Source organism: Rhizobium sophorae (assembly GCF_013087515.1).
Classification (GTDB): domain Bacteria; phylum Pseudomonadota; class Alphaproteobacteria; order Rhizobiales; family Rhizobiaceae; genus Rhizobium; species Rhizobium sophorae.
In genome coordinates this window covers 283,588-300,263 of record NZ_JABFCN010000048.1, presented here as the reverse complement: position 1 = coordinate 300,263, position 16,676 = coordinate 283,588, and the positions used below count along the sequence as shown (strand labels likewise).

The window sequence follows — 16,676 nt, the reverse complement described above, 5'->3', positions numbered from 1 at the left end:
GCGCCGCGCATCTTTTAGACGCGCAAAGGACGTTGGAACACCTTAAATTGCTGCATAATTCCTTAAATCGATTTCGATTTAGGGAATTATGCAGTAGCCGGCCTTTCATGAAGGATCGGTGACACCAAGGGTGGAAAAGTCGAAGAGTTTCGGGTCGAGCAGATGCGACGGGTTCACATGCGAAAGCGCCCGCAGCATCGTATCCTTACGTCCCGGCATCCGCCGCTCGATATCGGCGAGCATATCCTTCATCGCATTGCGCTGCAGCCCGTCCTGCGAGCCGCAGAGATCGCAGGGAATGATCGGAAACTGCATGGCGGCGGCGAATCTCGCGAGGTCATCCTCGGCAGCATAGGCGAGTGGCCGAAGCACTATCAGGTTGCCTTCGTCGTTCAGAAGCTTCGCCGGCATCGAGGCGAGCCGGCCGCCGTGGAAGAAATTCATGAAGAAGGTTTCGAGAATGTCCTCGCGGTGGTGGCCGAGGACCAGCGCATCGCATCCCTCTTCCCGCGCGACGCGGTAGAGATTGCCGCGCCGCAGCCGCGAACAGAGCGAACAATAGGTGGCGCCTTCAGGCACTTTCTCCTTCACGATCGAATAGGTGTCGCGATACTCGATCCGATGCCGAACGCCGATCTTCGTCAGATAGTCCGGCAGCACGTGCTTCGGGAAATTCGGTTGTCCCTGGTCGAGATTGCAGGCGATCAGCTCGACCGGCAGCAGGCCGCGCCATTTGAGATCGAGCAGCAGCGCCAGCAGCCCATAAGAATCCTTGCCGCCGGAAAGGCCGATCAGCCAGCGCTTCTGGCCCTTCAGCATGTCGAAATCGTCGAAGGCCTGGCGCACCTGCCGCAGCAGCCGCTTTCGCAGCTTGTTGAAGGAGACGGAACGCGGCGCATCGGCAAACAGCGCATGACCGCCGGTGTCGGCCTCGCTATTCTCCAACTCGTCGGCGATATTGGCTGCGATATTCATTGCTTCGTCCTACAGAAATTCCACACTTGCTCTAGCAGAAACCCGCCTGGCAACACAGCGTCAATCGCCGAAAACCGACCAGCCGGTGCGCGCTGCGAGCATTTCCAGCGCCGCGGCGCCGAGCTGCGAATTGCCGACCTTGTTCAGCCCCGGCGACCACACCGCGATCGAGGCAATACCGGGCGCCACCGCGAAAATGCCGCCGCCGACGCCGCTCTTGCCCGGCAGGCCGACATGATAGGCGAAGTCGCCCGAGCCGTCGTAATGGCCGCAAGTCAACATCAGCGCATTGATGCGCCGCGCCCGCTTCGGCGAGACCACCGAATGGCCAGTCGTCGGATTGCTGCCGCGCGCCGCCAGGAACAGCCCGGCACGGGCGAGCTGCTCGCAGTTCATCGACAGCGCGCATTGATGGAAGTAGACGCCGAGCACATGGTCAACGGGATGGTCGAGATTGCGGTAGGCGCGCATGAAGTTGGCAAGCGCGAAATTGCGGTATCCCGTCTGGGTTTCCGAGCGCGCCACCTTGTCATCGATGGTGATCGACTCGTCATCGGCGAGATAGCGAACGAAGCGCAACAGCTCGCCGATTGCCTCGCGCGGCGCATGGCCGGCCATGACGACGTCGCTGACGGCGATCGCGCCGGCATTGATGAAGGGATTGCGGGGAATGCCGCTCTCGTGCTCGAGCTGGACGATCGAGTTGAAAGCCGATCCTGAGGGTTCGCGCCCGACGCGCTTCCACAGCCCCTCGCCGACCTTGCCGAGCGCCAGCGTCAGCATGAAGACCTTCGATATGCTCTGGATCGAGAAGGCGATGTCGGCATCGCCGACGCGATAGACTTTGCCGTCGACGGTGACGATCGCCATGCCGAACTGCTTCGGATCGACCTTGGCGAGTTCCGGAATATAATCCCCGACCTTGCCCTCGCCGATCCGCGGCTGGATATCGGCGTAGATACTATCGAGGGTCGCCTGCAAATCTGCCATTGCTTCTCTCCAGATCGCAAAAAAGCCGCTCGAAAGAGCGGCTTTCCGTATATCGACGCATGCTGTTGTCTCGCAATCGGTTTCGACTGCGAGACGAATGCATTAACGCGAATAGAATTCGACGACCAGGTGCGGTTCCATGACGACCGGGAACGGAACGTCGCTGAGCGTCGGAACGCGGCCGAAGGTTGCGACCATCTTGTGGTGATCGACTTCGATATAGTCGGGAACGTCACGCTCTGCGAGGCTGACGGCTTCCAGAACGATCACCAGCTGCTTCGACTTTTCGCGAACTTCGATGACGTCGCCGGCCTTGCAACGGTAGGAACCGATGTTGACGCGCACACCGTTGACGGTGACGTGGCCATGGTTGACGAACTGACGGGCAGCAAAGACCGTCGGAACGAACTTGGCGCGATAGACGATCGCGTCGAGGCGCGATTCCAGCAGGCCGATCAGGTTTTCAGAGGTATCGCCCTTGCGGCGGTCGGCTTCGGCGAAGATCGCGCGGAACTGCTTTTCGCGCAGGTCACCGTAGTAACCCTTGAGCTTCTGCTTGGCGCGCAGCTGCACACCGAAGTCCGAAAGCTTGCCCTTGCGGCGCTGGCCGTGCTGGCCCGGGCCATATTCGCGGCGGTTTACCGGGGACTTAGGACGACCCCAGATGTTTTCGCCCATACGGCGGTCGATTTTGTACTTCGACGATTCGCGCTTGCTCATCGTATTTCCTTTCAAAGGTTTATGACGGTTTGTTGCCAAACCGCACGAAGGAAACACGCCCTCCTCTGGTCTCTTCCAAGACCTGACAGGATGTTCCGGTTAGCGAACAGGAACGATCCACGGGACATGTCAAATGAAACACCGGACATTGCTGCCCGGCGCTTGCGGCGGTCTTTAGAGGGCCGTCATGAAAATGTCAACAGCGGCAAACCCCGAAAGCGCCACTATTCCGCCGCCAGCGGTTGGTCCCCGCCAGCATCAGGTGCGTTGGCGTCGCCCGGCGCCGTCTGGCAGTCCATGTCCGGGAAAGCGACGATACGCTTGCCGGAAAAATCGGCGTGCACGACGATGATGCCCTGCTCCTCGAAATAGCCAAGCAGGCGCCGCGCGCGGCGGGCTGAATGGGTGCCGTAGGCGCGCGCGATGCGGGCGTCCGACGGGCACGGCTCGCCGCAGACGGCGGCCTTGGCGAGCATCAGGAAGACGCCCTGCAGGTCGTCGGTGACACCCGACGACAGCGACAGCGCCGTCGCCCAGGCATCGGTCGCGGCCGTTGCCGTATCGACGCCGGAACGCGAGATCGCCACGCGCCGGCGGAAATCCGGCAGCGCGATCGGCGGTCCCGGCACGCGACGCATGCGCAGCCTTACCAGAAAATCCTGGTAGAGCACAGAATCGGTACGGAAGGCGGCGGTGGGATCGTCGAGGATTTCGGCAAGCACGCCGGCAAGGCGCTCCTCCCGCTCCTCGGCGGAGACTTCCACCTGGCTCGCCCTCGCCTCGGCTGGTACGGCCGATGCAGCCGGCGTCGAGCGCGAGAGTTCGGCCAGAATATCGGTCGTCGGCCGCGGCGCCGGCGGGGCGCGGCGCACCAGCGGGCGTTGGAATTCCTCCGGATCGGGCGTAAAGATCAGGTCTTCGACATCCTGCGGCGCATCCGGCAGCGGCATTAGCTTCGGGCTGGAAGAGCGTGCCGAGGTCTCCACCGCGCCGATCTGGATCGGCAGCGGCCGGCGCGACAGCGCCGGTCCGAGAGCGACGAAATTGCCGCGCTTCAGGTCGCGGAACATCTCGGCCTGGCGCCGGTCCATGCCGAGCAGGTCGGCAGCGCGCGCCATGTCGATATCGAGGAAGGTCCGGCCCATCAGGAAGTTCGAGGCCTCGGCCGCGACATTCTTGGCGAGCTTGGCAAGCCGCTGCGTCGCGATCACGCCGGCAAGCCCGCGCTTGCGGCCGCGGCACATCAGGTTGGTCATCGCGCCGAGCGACATCTTGCGCGCATCTTCCGAGACATCGCCACCAACCGACGGCGCAAACATCTGCGCCTCGTCGACCACAACGAGAACCGGATACCAATATTCGCGATCGGCATCGAACATGCCGTTGAGGAAGGCGGCGGCGGCGCGCATCTGGTCTTCGAGATCGAGGCCCTCGAGCGTCAGCACGCAGGAAACGCGATGCTGGCGGATGCGGTTGGCAATGCCCGCCAACTCCGCCTCTGTGCGCTCACCGTCGACGACGACGTGGCCAAACCTGTCGCTGAGGGTGACGAAATCACCCTCGGGATCGATGATGACCTGCTGCACCCATTGCGCCGATTGCTCGAGCAGGCGGCGCAGCAGATGTGACTTGCCCGATCCGGAATTGCCCTGCACGAGCAGACGGGTGGCCAGCAGCTCCTCGATATCGAGCGTCGCCGGGCTGCCGGACGCCAATCCCATATCGATGCCAACCTGCAATGCATATCCTCGCGGCCAAGAGACTCACATGAACGAAGCGCCATTCTTCCGAAACGGCATCGCCCCGTCTATCAAAGAATGCATTGTCTTTCAGGGCGGGATTTCACCAACCCACAGGACAATTCCCGGCGTCAACCGAGAAGCTGATCCATCGCCGTGATTGTGCATCTCTTCGCCGAGCTACGCCCTCAATCCGAATCCCTGCATCAGCCGCCGGGTCGCAAAATCGGGATTGCCAGAGGTGAGCACCGCGAAGTCGAAATTGTCGGGATGCACAGCGTCTGCGACCAACGGCACCAGCGTGCGGGCGCGCCGGGCGATCGCTTCGGCGGGGTCAAGCCAGTCCACCGGCCAAGGTGCCAGTCTGCGGAATAGATTGGCCATGAAGGGATAATGCGTGCAGGCGAGCACGACGATATCGGTCTTGCGGCCTTCCTTCTCGACGAAACATTGGTCGATCTCGGTCAGCACGGCGTCGTCGGAGACAGCATCACCGCGAATATAGGCCTCCGCCATGCGCGCAAGGTTCTCCGAGCCGACGAGACGGACATGGCATTGCTGGGCGAAGGACTGGATGAGATCGCGGGTATAGGCACGCTTGACCGTGCCCGGCGTCGCGAGCACCGAGACGAGGCCGGACCGCGTACGCTCCGCCGCCGGTTTGATCGCCGGCACCGTGCCGACGAAGGTCATCCGAGGAAAGGCGGCGCGCAGATCGGCACCAACGAGCGTGAAGGCCGTGTTGCAGGCGATGATGCAGACTTCGGGATCGTGCTCTTCGAGCAGCCGGCCAAAGAGGCCGATCACCCGCTCCTTCAGCGCCTGCTCCTCCCAGCCGCCATAGGGAAAGCCGGCATCGTCGGCGACATAGATGAAACCGCGTTCCGGCATCAGCACGCGCGCCTCGCGCAGGACGGTCAGCCCGCCAATGCCGGAATCGAAGACGAGGACGGGTTTCAGCTCATGCGTCGGCGCTGTCATCTGGCGGTGTTTCCTTGGTCGCGGTCGGGATCCGGCCGCCGCGCGGGCTCTTGCGCGAGAAGCGGTCGAGGGAAGAGATGACGCCGCGCAACACGCTGATTTCCTGCTCCGTGAAGGCCCGGCGGGATAAGACAGCGCGCAGATTGTCGACCATTTTCGGCTTTTTCCCGGCAGGATGGAAATAACCGCGCGCATCGAGCGCCTCTTCCAACTGGTCGAACAGACCGAACAGCTGTTCCTTGGTCGAAGGTGTCTGCCCCATCGCCTGGAAGGGCACGGCACCGAGATCCTCCATGCCGGATTTCATCCATTCATAGGACATCAGCAACACCGCCTGGGCGATGTTCAGCGAAGCAAAGGCCGGATTGACGGGAAAGGTGACGATCTCGTCGGCAAGTGCCACCTCCTCGTTGGTCAGCCCCCAGCGCTCGCGCCCGAAGAGGATACCGGTGCCCTCGCCGGCGCGGAACCTCGCCCGAAGCGTTTCGGCGGCGATGACCGGAGAGCGCACCGGCTTATAGCCGTCGCGCTCGCGCGCCGTCGTCGCATAGACGAAATTAAGATCGGCAACGGCCTGCTCCAGCGTGTCGTAGACCTTGGTCGCCTCGATGACGTGATCGGCCTTGGAGGCGGTCGCCAGGGCTTTCTCGTTCGGCCAGCCGTCGCGCGGGTTGACGAGGCGGAGTTCAGCAAGGCCGAAATTCGCCATGGCGCGCGCCACCATACCGATATTCTCGCCCATCTGCGGCTCGACCAGAATGATCGCCGGGCCTTCGGCCAGAAGTTGACGCTCGCTGTTCGTGCCTGCCATGATCCTATCCCTGTTTCGAGCGCGCAATAACCTCGCCCGGCGCAAACGGCAAGACATCAGCCTGCGGATAGAGCCTTTCCAGCGCCGAACCGATCATTTCGAGCCCGAGTCTGGCGCCTTCGCGCGACAGCGGCAGGTGCCGCCCTGTCGTCCGCGACGCCTTGCGCTCGATGAAGAAACAGGTCGAGCCGCGCGGGGCCGCATCCTTCATCAGCGCCAGATTCGACGCGATCAGCCTCTTCATCTCGTCGGCTTCGGCCGGCGCTGCGTAGCTCTTCGCCAGGATGCGCGCCCAATAGGTGCAGGAGAGGAAGATGGCCAGCGTCTGGCGGATTTGGCCGGGCCGCGTCACCACCGACCAGGACGAGCCGAGCGGCCGCGCCGCCACCGTTACGTCGCGGTAGCAGGCATCGATCTTCTGCGACAGCGCAATCAGCGCAAAACCGCTCTTGCCATCGCCGATCGCGCTCAACAACTCGTCCAGCGCCTGAAACCAGCGGGCGAGTGCGGCATCAAGCGCGCCGCGCGTGCGTGCCGGAAAGACCAGGAAGGCAACCGCCGTCCCGGCCACCGCGCCGATCAAGGTCTCCCCGATACGCAGTTGCAGGAGATCAAGCGTCAGCACCCCAGTCATGCCGTAGACCAGGCAGAGCACGATCGAGATGAAGAAGGTCATCGTCGCGTAGGAGACCTGCAGGAAATAGAAAGCGAGGAAGATGCAGATGCCGGCGACCGGAATGGCGATGACAGGCTCACCCGAAATCAGCGTCGCCAGCACGAGACCGATCGCGATCCCGAATACCGTGCCGAGCGAACGCGACAGTGCCTTCATTGCCGTGTCGCCGCGCGAATTGGTGTTGGTGAAGACGAGGAAGGCGGCAAGCACCGCCCAGAACCAGCGCTCGCGCGACAAGAGCAGGCCGAAGCCCATGGCGAGCGCCGAGGCGAGCGTGATCTGCAGCGCGGAGCGCAGTAGCGGATTGGCGAATGAAAAGTCGACCTTCTCACGCTGCGCCGTGTCCTTGATGGCATCGATGCCGGCAAAGCCGGAAGCCTGCCCCTCGCCGATCGCCTGCGTCAATTGCTGCCGCGCCTCGCCGAGCCAGAGCAGCGCCCGCACGGTTTCGCCTTGCGGCTCGTCCTTGATAGCTTCGGCCATCCCCTCATAGGTGGCGAGCTCCGCCTTGTCGGCCTCGATCACGGCATGGACAAGCGCAAAGGACGGCAGGCTCTGGACGCTCACCACGACCGCGCTCTCGGCGGCGAGATGTGCATCGAAGAGCCGGATCGCTAGTTCCGCTGCGGGATTGGAAGCACCGTCGAAGACGCCGGCCGCGGGGCGCGGGATGAAGGTCTCTGCCATCAGCACCACCTCTTTCAGCCGGTCTTCCAGCTGACGCAGCTCCTGCCGGTCGGCCTCGCCGATATGGCCGCTGCTGGCAAGGGTGGCGAGCTTGAAGAGGATCTGGTTGATCCGGCCGCGCACGCTTTCGAGCGAGCGCAGCAGATCGCGCCGCCAGTCGTCAGGCAGAAGCACCGCCCTCACCACATGGCCGACCAGCACCGCGACGACAGGGCCGGCCGCCACTACAGGCAGCTCGGCAAGCGAAGGCTGGAAATAGGCCCCCATGAAATAGGAGGTGAAGGCGAACATGCCGATTGCAAAACCGCGCGGCCCGAACACTCGCCCCGCCGATGCGAGCGCGATCACCACCAGGAAGACGAGATCGGAGAGAAAACGGTGATCCTCGAGCCCCGCGGCGATGCCGACAACGGCAAGGCTCGCGACACAGCCGAAAAGCCGCGTCACGAGTTGGCGCGAATTGCCCTTGTCACGCACTGCCACCCCGCCCTCGATCGACAACACGATGCCGAGGCCGAAGGCGGCCGTCGGCAGGGGCACGATGAACATCTGGATGGCGACCAGGATGGCGAAGGAGAGGACGATCGTCAGCGTCACCCGCGAGGCCATGCGCAGACGCGAGAGCGCCGGATCGTTGGCAAGCAGCCAGTCGCGGAACTGAAAACCGGAAAACAAATGCAAGAGCCCCTCATGCTGCCCAGGGATCGACAGATACCGCCGCGAGAGTGGAAATCAAACCGCCTGAGATCGAATCTCGATGCTCTCGAATGTCTCGCGCCTATTGGCCCTTGGCAATCAGTGCCATCGTCGCCTTCAGGGAATCGCGCATCTGCGTTTCAATATTCTCGGTGACGATATCGTCGATGACAGGTTTACCGCCTTCTTCGATCACCTCGAAGCGAACGGTCGTATAGTCCTTCGCATCGGGCGCATCCGAGCAGGCGGATTTCTTGAAGCGCACGGTCACCTCGGCCACGCCGTCGACCACAGGCGCTGCCGCCATCGTCAGATCCTCCAGCGGGCAGGCATCCTGGCCATTGACGATCACGTCATAGTCGAAGGGCGAAATGCCATCGTCGTCGACGGCAGGAAACTGTGCCGCCGCCTGGTATCTCGCGACGAAATCGCGGCTGTAGAGATGGTCGAGCCGGCTCGTATCGAAAATGTCGGTCCAGTCGCTGTTATTGACGGCCCAGTTGCTCCTGGTCGCATCCATGATCTCCTTGACGGGAGCGGTGATGTCAGCGGCGTGGCTGGCGCCCGAAAAGGCGATAAGGCATGCGATAACAACGGCGATTGTCTTCATGGTCGAATGTCCGGAGCGGCAGATCGAGGCGGACACTAGCTAAATTCCAGCACTTGGCAATGGTGGCAAAAACGCACTGTCGAACCCCTTGCAGCTTTGCGTTCCCGGTTCACAATGCTATAGCGCTCCGGATCATATCACCCACCCGGGACCCCGTCCCCATTGAAGCTCGAACGAGGCAGATACATGAACAAGATCAAGGTCGCCAATCCCGTCGCCGATCTCGACGGCGATGAAATGACGCGCATCATCTGGCAGCTCATCAAGGATAAGCTGATCCATCCGTATCTCGACCTCGACATCGACTATTTCGACCTTTCGGTCGAAAACCGCGACGCCACCAACGACCAGGTCACCGTCGACGCCGCCAACGCCATCAAGAAATACGGCGTCGGCATCAAGTGCGCGACGATCACGCCGGATGAAGCCCGCGTCAAGGAATTCAACCTCAAGGAAATGTGGAAGAGCCCGAACGGCACGATCCGCAACATCCTCGGCGGCGTCATCTTCCGCGAGCCGATCATCTGCAAGAATGTGCCGCGCCTGGTTCCCGGCTGGACCAAGCCGATCGTCGTCGGCCGCCATGCCTTCGGCGACCAGTACCGCGCCACCGATTTCAAGTTCCCCGGCAAGGGCAAGCTGACGATCAAGTTCGTCGGCGAAGACGGCACCGTCATCGAAAAGGAAGTCTTCAACGCACCGGGCGCCGGCGTTGCCATGGCCATGTACAACCTCGACGAATCAATCCGCGAATTTGCCCGCGCTTCGATGATGTACGGCCTGATGCGCAAGTGGCCGGTCTATCTGTCGACCAAAAACACCATCCTCAAGGCCTATGACGGCCGCTTCAAGGACATCTTCGAGGAAGTCTACGAGACCGAATTCAAGGATCAGTTCAAGGAAGCCGGCATCACCTACGAACACCGCCTGATCGACGACATGGTCGCCTCGGCGCTCAAGTGGTCTGGCGGCTACGTCTGGGCCTGCAAGAACTATGACGGCGACGTCCAGTCCGATACCGTTGCCCAGGGCTTCGGCTCTCTTGGCCTGATGACCTCGGTTCTGCTGACGCCCGACGGCAAGACGGTCGAAGCCGAAGCCGCCCACGGCACGGTGACCCGTCACTACCGCCAGCATCAGAAGGGCCAGGAAACTTCGACGAACTCGATCGCCTCGATCTTCGCCTGGACCCGTGGCCTCGCGCATCGCGCCAAGCTCGACGACAATGCCGATCTCGCCAAGTTCGCTTCCACGCTGGAAAAGGTCTGCGTCGACACCGTCGAATCCGGCTTCATGACCAAGGATCTGGCACTGCTCATCGGCCCCGACCAGCCGTGGCTCTCGACCACGGCCTTCCTCGACAAGATCGACCAGAACCTGCAGAAGGCCATGGCGTAAGCCGGTCTTTCCAAGATAACGTCGAAGCGGCGGGGATTTCCCCGCCGTTTTCATTTGGGAGAATGAACTGATGACGGCCATCCTGCGACCGCTTGGACCCTTGGATCGTGTCGCTTGGGAACCCCTATGGGAGGCTTATCAGCGCTTCTACGAAGTGGTCATCCCGCCCGAAACCACGGATCTCACCTGGGCTCGCTTCCACGATCCTGATGAACCGATGCACGCGCTCGGCGCTTTTGACGAAGGTGGCCGTCTCGTCGGCATCGTCCATGCCGTCTTTCACCGCTCCTGCTGGCTGCCGCAATGGACCTGCTATCTGCAGGATCTCTATGTCGACAACAGCCAGCGCGGGCTCGGCACCGGTGCCGCATTGATCGACGCCGTCGCCGACCTCGCCCGCGCCAACGGCGCAGGCAGGCTCTATTGGATGACGCACGAGACCAATTTAACAGCGCGCCGGCTCTACGACAGGATCGCCGAGCGCTCCGGTTTCATCCAGTATCGCAAGGCGCTCTAACGGTCGGGACTTGCAGGCGGCCATCGCTGCGCTATTGATTCCGGGGGACCAAATAACGGCAACACGAGGAGGACGTCATGACGGAAGAATTGGTATTCTATACGAACCCGATGTCGCGCGGCCGCATCGTGCGCTGGATGCTGGAGGAGATCGGCCAGCCCTACCGCACCGAATTCCTGACCTTCGGCGAAACCATGAAAGCGCCGGAATATCTCGCGGTCAATCCGATGGGCAAGGTGCCGGCAATCCGCCACGGCGACACGGTCGTCACCGAATGCGCGGCGATCTGCGCCTATCTGGCCGAAGCCTTCCCCGAAAAGGCGCTGGCGCCAAGACCGGAGGAGCGCGCCCGCTATTACCGCTGGATGTTTTTTGCCGCGGGTCCGCTCGAATCGGCGGTGACGATGAAGGCTCTCGGCTTCGAAATTCCGAAGGAACGCCTGCGGATGGCCGGCTGCGGCGGTTTCGACGACGTCATGGACACATTGGAGAAAGCCGTCTCCGCTTCGACCTACATCGCCGGCGAGCGCTTCACCGCCGCCGACGTCTATGTCGGCTCCCATATCGGCTGGGGCCTCGGCTTCGGCGGCATCGAAAGACGCCAGGCCTTCCTCGACTATGTCGGCCGCATCAGCGAGCGCGAGGCCTACAAGCGGGCAAACGCCCTTGACGACGAAGCCATCAAGACCATGCAGGCCGCTTGAAAATTCCAGGACGCGGAAGGTCGCCTGACCGTCCGGGGACGCGGCAGATCCGCCGCGCCCCCGATCGACGACTTTAGACAAGCGGCATGTGAATATCCGTCAGAAGCTCGGTCGGCGACACCTCGCGCGGATTGTTGAGATATTCCTCGAACATGATCCTGTCCTTCAACTGCCGGCCGGATTTCGGCAGCCATTCCGCAAAGAGCCACTGATAGGACTTGGACATGTCGGCATAGGGACCCTTGTGGCGCAGCACCGCATAATCGCCTCCGTCGATCGTGCGCCGCTCGAAGGGTGCCGCCGCCGGCACTTCGGCAGGGCCGGTGACGCAAGCGATCGAACGCAGCTTTTCCTCCGGCACAAGATCGGGATCGTCGAGATAGATGCCAATCATCCGCATGTCGGGCTTGGCGAGGCCGCGGGCGTAAAGCGTGCCGAACAGCGTCTCGAAGGCCTTGTCGATCTGCATGTAGGAACCGGTATGGGCAACGCCGATCAGCTCGATCGCCCCGATCTCGCGTATGGTAACGTCTAACATGGCTTTGGTCTTTCCGTTAGGTGAGGGTTGGAAGGCTGTATGGCTTCCCTCTTTCCGGTAGCGGGCCGGCGGCATGCCGTAGACCGACTTGAAGATGCGATTGAAGGATTGGAGATTGGGATAGCCTGATCGCTTCGCAATTTCGCTGACGGCAAGCTCCGTGCGGACGATCTCGCCCGCCGCGCGATGCAGCCTGAGCCGCTTGACGGTGGCGGCTAGCGTCTCGCCGTAAATCGCCCGGTAGATCCTGTGCCAGTGATAGCTCGACATGCAGGCGATCTCGGCGAGGCGCTCCATATCCAGTTCCTCGTCGAGGTGGTCGTGAATATAGGCCGAAACCCGTCTCAGACGGTTTTCATAAAGTGCCCATGCCGTTTCGCCATTCATGTCGGAACCTCGTGCAAATCGATCGGCTTGAGAGAACCATATCCCGATTTGACAAATCCTGCGGAAATTGGCTCTGGGCTTTGAATCCGCGAAACAAAAAGGCGGAAGCCAAGCCTCCGCCTTTCGAAAATCGTTGATGAACCGGCAGCTCAGCCGGCGAGTGCCACGGCAACCGCTTCGATCGCCTCGTCGGCCTTCGATCCGTCGGGGCCGCCTGCTTGCGCCATATCGGGGCGGCCGCCGCCGCCCTTGCCGCCGAGGGCGGCAGATGCGATGCGGACGAGATCGACGGCACTGTAGCGCTCCACAAGATCCGGCGTCACCGCGACGACAGCGCTCGCCTTGCCGTCGTCGGAAACGCCGATAAGCGTGACGACGCCCGATCCGATGCTGGTCTTGCCATCATCGGCAAGCCCCTTCAAATCCTTGGGATCGACGCCCGAAATCGCCTTGCCGAGGAACTTGACGCCGGCGACTTCGCGCACGGCATCGGCCGAGCCGCCCTGCCCGCCGCCCATGGCGAGTTTGCGCTTGGCATCAGCCAGTTCCTTTTCGAGCTTGCGGCGCTCGTCCATCAACGCTTCGACACGCGACAGCACTTCGCCCGGCTGCACCTTCAGCGAGGCGGCAAGCGTCTTCACGCGTTCGTCCTGTTCGGCCAGATATTCGCGCGCCGATTCGCCGGTGACGGCCTCGATACGGCGAACACCGGCGCCGACGGCACTTTCGCCGAGAACACGGATCAGGCCGATCTGGCCAGTGGCTCCGACATGCGTGCCGCCACAGAGTTCGATCGAATAGGGCTTGCCGGCCTTGACGCCGCGCACACCCTCTCCCATCGCCACGACCCGGACTTCATCGCCGTATTTTTCGCCGAACAGCGCCATCGCGCCTTCAGCGATCGCATCATCGACGCTCATCAGCCTCGTGGTAACCGGCGAATTCTGCAGCACGATCTCGTTTGCCATATCCTCGACGATCTTCAGTTCCTCGGCCGACATCGGCTTCGGATGCGAAACGTCGAAACGCAGGCGCTCGGGCGCGACCAGCGAACCCTTCTGGGCAACATGGGTGCCGAGCACTTCGCGCAGCGCCTCGTGCAGCAGGTGGGTCGCAGAATGGTTGGCGCGCAGCCGCGAACGGCGGGCATGATCGACAGTCAGCACGACCGCATCGCCGTCCTTGAACACGCCGTCGACGACAGTCCCCTGATGCACGAACAGGCCTTCGCCCCTCTTCTGCGTATCTAAAATCTCGATCTTGCCGTGGTCGGACGAGATCACGCCGGTATCGCCCATCTGGCCACCGGATTCGCCGTAAAACGGCGTCTGGCTGACGACGATCTGTACCTTGTCGCCGGCCATGGCTTGGGACGCAACAGCGCCGTCCCTAACGATCGCCTGCACCACGCCTTCAGCCGTCTCAGTGTCGTAACCCAGGAATTCGGTCGCGCCGTGCTTTTCCTTGAGCTCGAACCAGACGGTCTCGGTGGCCTTTTCGCCTGAACCGGCCCAATGCGAGCGGGCTTCCGCCTTCTGGCGCTGCATCGCATCAGTGAAGCCGGAGATGTCGACGCCGATCTCGCGGGCGCGCAGCGCATCCTGCGTCAGATCGAGCGGGAAACCATAGGTATCGTAGAGCTTGAAGGCGGTCTCGCCATCAAGCATGTCGCCCTTGGCAAGGTCCGCAGTCGCATCGGAGAGAAGCGACAGGCCGCGCTCCAGCGTCTTGCGGAAGCGGTTTTCCTCGAGTTTCAACGTCTCTGATATCAGCGGCTCGGCACGCACCAGTTCCGGATAGGCGCGACCCATCTGCTGCACCAGCGTCGGCAGCAGCTTGTACATCAGCGGTTCTTTGGCGCCGAGAAGCTGCGCATGGCGCATGGCGCGGCGCATGATACGGCGCAGCACATAGCCGCGGCCTTCATTTGAAGGCAAGACGCCGTCCGCAATCAGGAAGGCAGAGGAGCGCAGGTGGTCGGCGATGACACGGTGGCTGGCGCTGCCCTCCGCCTTGACTCCTATCGTATCTTCGATGGTGCCGGTCAGCGTGCGGAAGAGGTCGGTATCGAACACGCTCTGGACGCCCTGGAGAATACAGGCCATGCGCTCCAGACCCATGCCGGTGTCGATCGACGGACGGGGCAGCGGGTTGCGAACGCCAGGCTCGGTTTGCTCGAACTGCATGAAGACGAGGTTCCAGAATTCCAGGAACCGGTCGCCATCTTCCTCAGGCGAACCGGGAGGGCCGCCCCAAACATTCTCACCCTGGTCGATGAAGATTTCCGAGCATGGGCCGCAGGGGCCGGTATCGCCCATCTGCCAGAAATTGTCAGAGGTCGGGATGCGGATGATCTTGTCATCGGAAAAGCCGGCGATCTTCTTCCACAGCGCTGCTGCTTCTTCGTCCTCGGAATAGACGGTCACCAGCAGGCGGCTCTTCGGAAGGTCGAAGCCTTCGGTGACGAGCTTCCAGGCAAGCTCGATCGCATTCTCCTTGAAATAGTCGCCGAAGGAGAAGTTGCCGAGCATCTCGAAGAAGGTCAGGTGGCGTGCAGTATAGCCGACATTGTCGAGGTCGTTGTGCTTGCCGCCGGCCCGCACGCATTTCTGCGACGTCGTCGCCGTCGAATAGGGACGCTTTTCGAGGCCGGTGAAGACGTTCTTGAACTGCACCATGCCGGCATTGGTGAACATCAGCGTCGGGTCGTTGCGCGGCACGAGCGGGCTCGACGGGACGATCTCATGGCCGTTCTTCTTGAAATAGTCGAGGAAGGTCGACCGGATATCGTTCACGCCGCTCATGCTATGCCCTTCAATGCTGCCCGAGGCAGGTAAATTTAAATCCATCGGCTTTTAACGTTCGCCCCCGCCACTGTCCAGCAGACAAACAAAACCGGCCGCATTCTCATCAGGAATGCGGCCGGTTGGAACTGTCCGATGAGTTCAAGCGCGAAAATTACATTTCCGCAGTGGCATCACCATCGCCGTCATCCGGGTCCGGTCCGCCATTCTGCAGGAAGCGGTCGGCGATCAGGCCGGCATTCTGGCGCAGCGACAGTTCGATCTCGCGGGCGAGATCCGGATTGTCGCGCAGGAAAGTCTTGGCGTTTTCACGGCCCTGGCCGAGACGCTGGCTGTTATAGGAGAACCAGGCGCCAGATTTCTCGACGATGCCGGCCTTGACACCGAGATCGACCAGTTCGCCGGTCTTGGAAACACCTTCGCCATACATGATGTCGAACTCGACCTGCTTGAAGGGCGGCGCCATCTTGTTCTTGACGACCTTGACGCGGGTCTGGTTGCCGATCACCTCTTCGCGCTCCTTGACCGCGCCGATGCGGCGGATGTCGAGGCGCACGGAGGCATAGAACTTCAGCGCATTGCCGCCCGTCGTCGTTTCCGGCGAGCCGAACATGACGCCGATCTTCATGCGGATTTGGTTGATGAAGATCACCATGGTATTCGACTTCGAGATCGAAGCGGTGAGCTTGCGCAGCGCCTGGCTCATCAGTCGTGCCTGCAGGCCGGGAAGGCTGTCGCCCATCTCGCCTTCGATTTCAGCGCGCGGCGTCAGTGCGGCCACCGAATCGACGACGAGAACGTCGACGGCGCCGGAGCGCACCAGCGTATCGGTGATCTCAAGCGCCTGCTCGCCGGTATCGGGCTGCGAGATCAGAAGGTTCTGCAGGTCGACGCCAAGCTTGCGGGCATAGACGGGATCGAGCGCATGTTCGGCATCGACGAAGGCGCAGATGCCACCCTTCTTCTGCGCTTCGGCAATCGTCTGCAGTGCAAGCGTGGTCTTACCGGAGCTTTCCGGCCCGTAGATTTCGATGATGCGGCCCCTCGGCAGGCCACCAACGCCGAGTGCAATATCGAGGCCAAGCGAGCCGGTCGAGATCGTCTCGATCTCGACAACATTCTCGTTGGAGCCGAGTTTCATGATCGAGCCCTTGCCGAACGACCGCTCTATCTGTGAGAGTGCCGCTTCAAGCGCCTTGCTTTTGTCCACCGATTTGTCCTCTACCAGCCGCAATGAATTCTGAGACATCCGATCCACCTTTAGGTTATTGAAGCCGCTCAAGCAATGTCGAGTTTGTACCCTATTTGTTCCATTCTCACAATAGGCGATCAAACAGTTGAAAGAAAAAGGTAAAACGACACGTGTTCTGCATTTGTTTTATCAATGAAAAGCAACAGCTTAGGCCAAAAGTGCCGACTCGGCCGCAGCAAGTCGCACCGTAT

Annotated in this window: 14 protein-coding genes; 3 read left to right on the top strand and 11 right to left on the bottom strand. The window is 61.8% G+C overall.

Going from position 1 to position 16,676, the window contains the following annotated elements; genetic code table 11:
- Positions 1–105: 105 nt before the first annotated feature.
- The 8 genes from ttcA to G9X64_RS27115 form a co-directional block, all read right to left on the bottom strand.
- Complete coding sequence (ttcA, locus tag G9X64_RS27150) at positions 106–975, bottom strand: tRNA 2-thiocytidine(32) synthetase TtcA (RefSeq protein ID WP_168311229.1); 870 nt, start codon at positions 973–975, stop codon at positions 106–108.
- 60 nt (positions 976–1,035) lie between these two features.
- On the bottom strand, positions 1,036–1,965 hold the full coding sequence (locus G9X64_RS27145; RefSeq protein ID WP_171377731.1) for a glutaminase: 930 nt from the start codon (positions 1,963–1,965) through the stop codon (positions 1,036–1,038).
- 102 nt (positions 1,966–2,067) lie between these two features.
- Positions 2,068–2,685 carry a 30S ribosomal protein S4 gene (gene rpsD, locus G9X64_RS27140; protein ID WP_018072277.1) on the bottom strand — a complete coding sequence of 206 codons (618 nt, stop codon included), beginning with the start codon at positions 2,683–2,685 and terminating at the stop codon, positions 2,068–2,070.
- Between the two features lie 224 nt (positions 2,686–2,909).
- A complete protein-coding gene (locus G9X64_RS27135) occupies positions 2,910–4,424 on the bottom strand; it encodes a helicase HerA domain-containing protein (protein WP_171377730.1) in 1,515 nt (504 codons plus the stop codon).
- A 180-nt stretch (positions 4,425–4,604) separates the two neighbouring features.
- Positions 4,605–5,405: a glutamate racemase gene (gene murI, locus G9X64_RS27130; protein ID WP_171377729.1), complete on the bottom strand. Its 801-nt coding sequence runs from the start codon at positions 5,403–5,405 to the stop codon at positions 4,605–4,607.
- Positions 5,386–6,216 carry an RNA methyltransferase gene (locus tag G9X64_RS27125; RefSeq protein ID WP_171377728.1) on the bottom strand — a complete coding sequence of 277 codons (831 nt, stop codon included), beginning with the start codon at positions 6,214–6,216 and terminating at the stop codon, positions 5,386–5,388. Before G9X64_RS27125 ends, murI begins: the two co-directional genes overlap by 20 nt.
- Positions 6,217–6,220: 4 nt before the next feature.
- Complete coding sequence (locus G9X64_RS27120) at positions 6,221–8,260, bottom strand: FUSC family protein (protein WP_171377727.1); 2,040 nt, start codon at positions 8,258–8,260, stop codon at positions 6,221–6,223.
- 97 nt (positions 8,261–8,357) lie between these two features.
- Entirely contained in the window at positions 8,358–8,885 is a 528-nt protein-coding gene (locus G9X64_RS27115) for a hypothetical protein (RefSeq protein WP_171377726.1), read from the bottom strand.
- A gap of 186 nt (positions 8,886–9,071) precedes the next feature.
- Between G9X64_RS27115 and G9X64_RS27110 the strand changes: the two genes are divergently transcribed.
- The 3 genes from G9X64_RS27110 (at position 9,072) to G9X64_RS27100 (ending at position 11,504) form a co-directional block, all read left to right on the top strand.
- Positions 9,072–10,283 carry an NADP-dependent isocitrate dehydrogenase gene (locus G9X64_RS27110; RefSeq protein ID WP_168311223.1) on the top strand — a complete coding sequence of 404 codons (1,212 nt, stop codon included), beginning with the start codon at positions 9,072–9,074 and terminating at the stop codon, positions 10,281–10,283.
- A gap of 70 nt (positions 10,284–10,353) precedes the next feature.
- Positions 10,354–10,800, top strand: coding sequence for a GNAT family N-acetyltransferase (locus G9X64_RS27105; RefSeq protein WP_171377725.1), 447 nt, complete (start codon positions 10,354–10,356; stop codon positions 10,798–10,800).
- Positions 10,801–10,877: 77 nt separating this feature from the next.
- Positions 10,878–11,504 (top strand): glutathione S-transferase family protein, encoded by a 627-nt coding sequence (locus tag G9X64_RS27100; RefSeq protein ID WP_171377724.1) that lies wholly within the window; start codon positions 10,878–10,880, stop codon positions 11,502–11,504.
- A 73-nt stretch (positions 11,505–11,577) separates the two neighbouring features.
- On the opposite strand, the gene G9X64_RS27095 is transcribed toward G9X64_RS27100, so the two are convergent.
- From G9X64_RS27095 to recA, 3 genes are all read right to left on the bottom strand, one after another.
- Positions 11,578–12,429: an AraC family transcriptional regulator gene (locus G9X64_RS27095; RefSeq protein WP_171377723.1), complete on the bottom strand. Its 852-nt coding sequence runs from the start codon at positions 12,427–12,429 to the stop codon at positions 11,578–11,580.
- Positions 12,430–12,578: 149 nt separating this feature from the next.
- Positions 12,579–15,233 (bottom strand): alanine--tRNA ligase, encoded by a 2,655-nt coding sequence (gene alaS, locus G9X64_RS27090; RefSeq protein ID WP_171377722.1) that lies wholly within the window; start codon positions 15,231–15,233, stop codon positions 12,579–12,581.
- 154 nt (positions 15,234–15,387) lie between these two features.
- On the bottom strand, positions 15,388–16,482 hold the full coding sequence (recA, locus tag G9X64_RS27085) for a recombinase RecA (protein WP_003540131.1): 1,095 nt from the start codon (positions 16,480–16,482) through the stop codon (positions 15,388–15,390).
- Positions 16,483–16,676 lie beyond the last annotated feature (194 nt).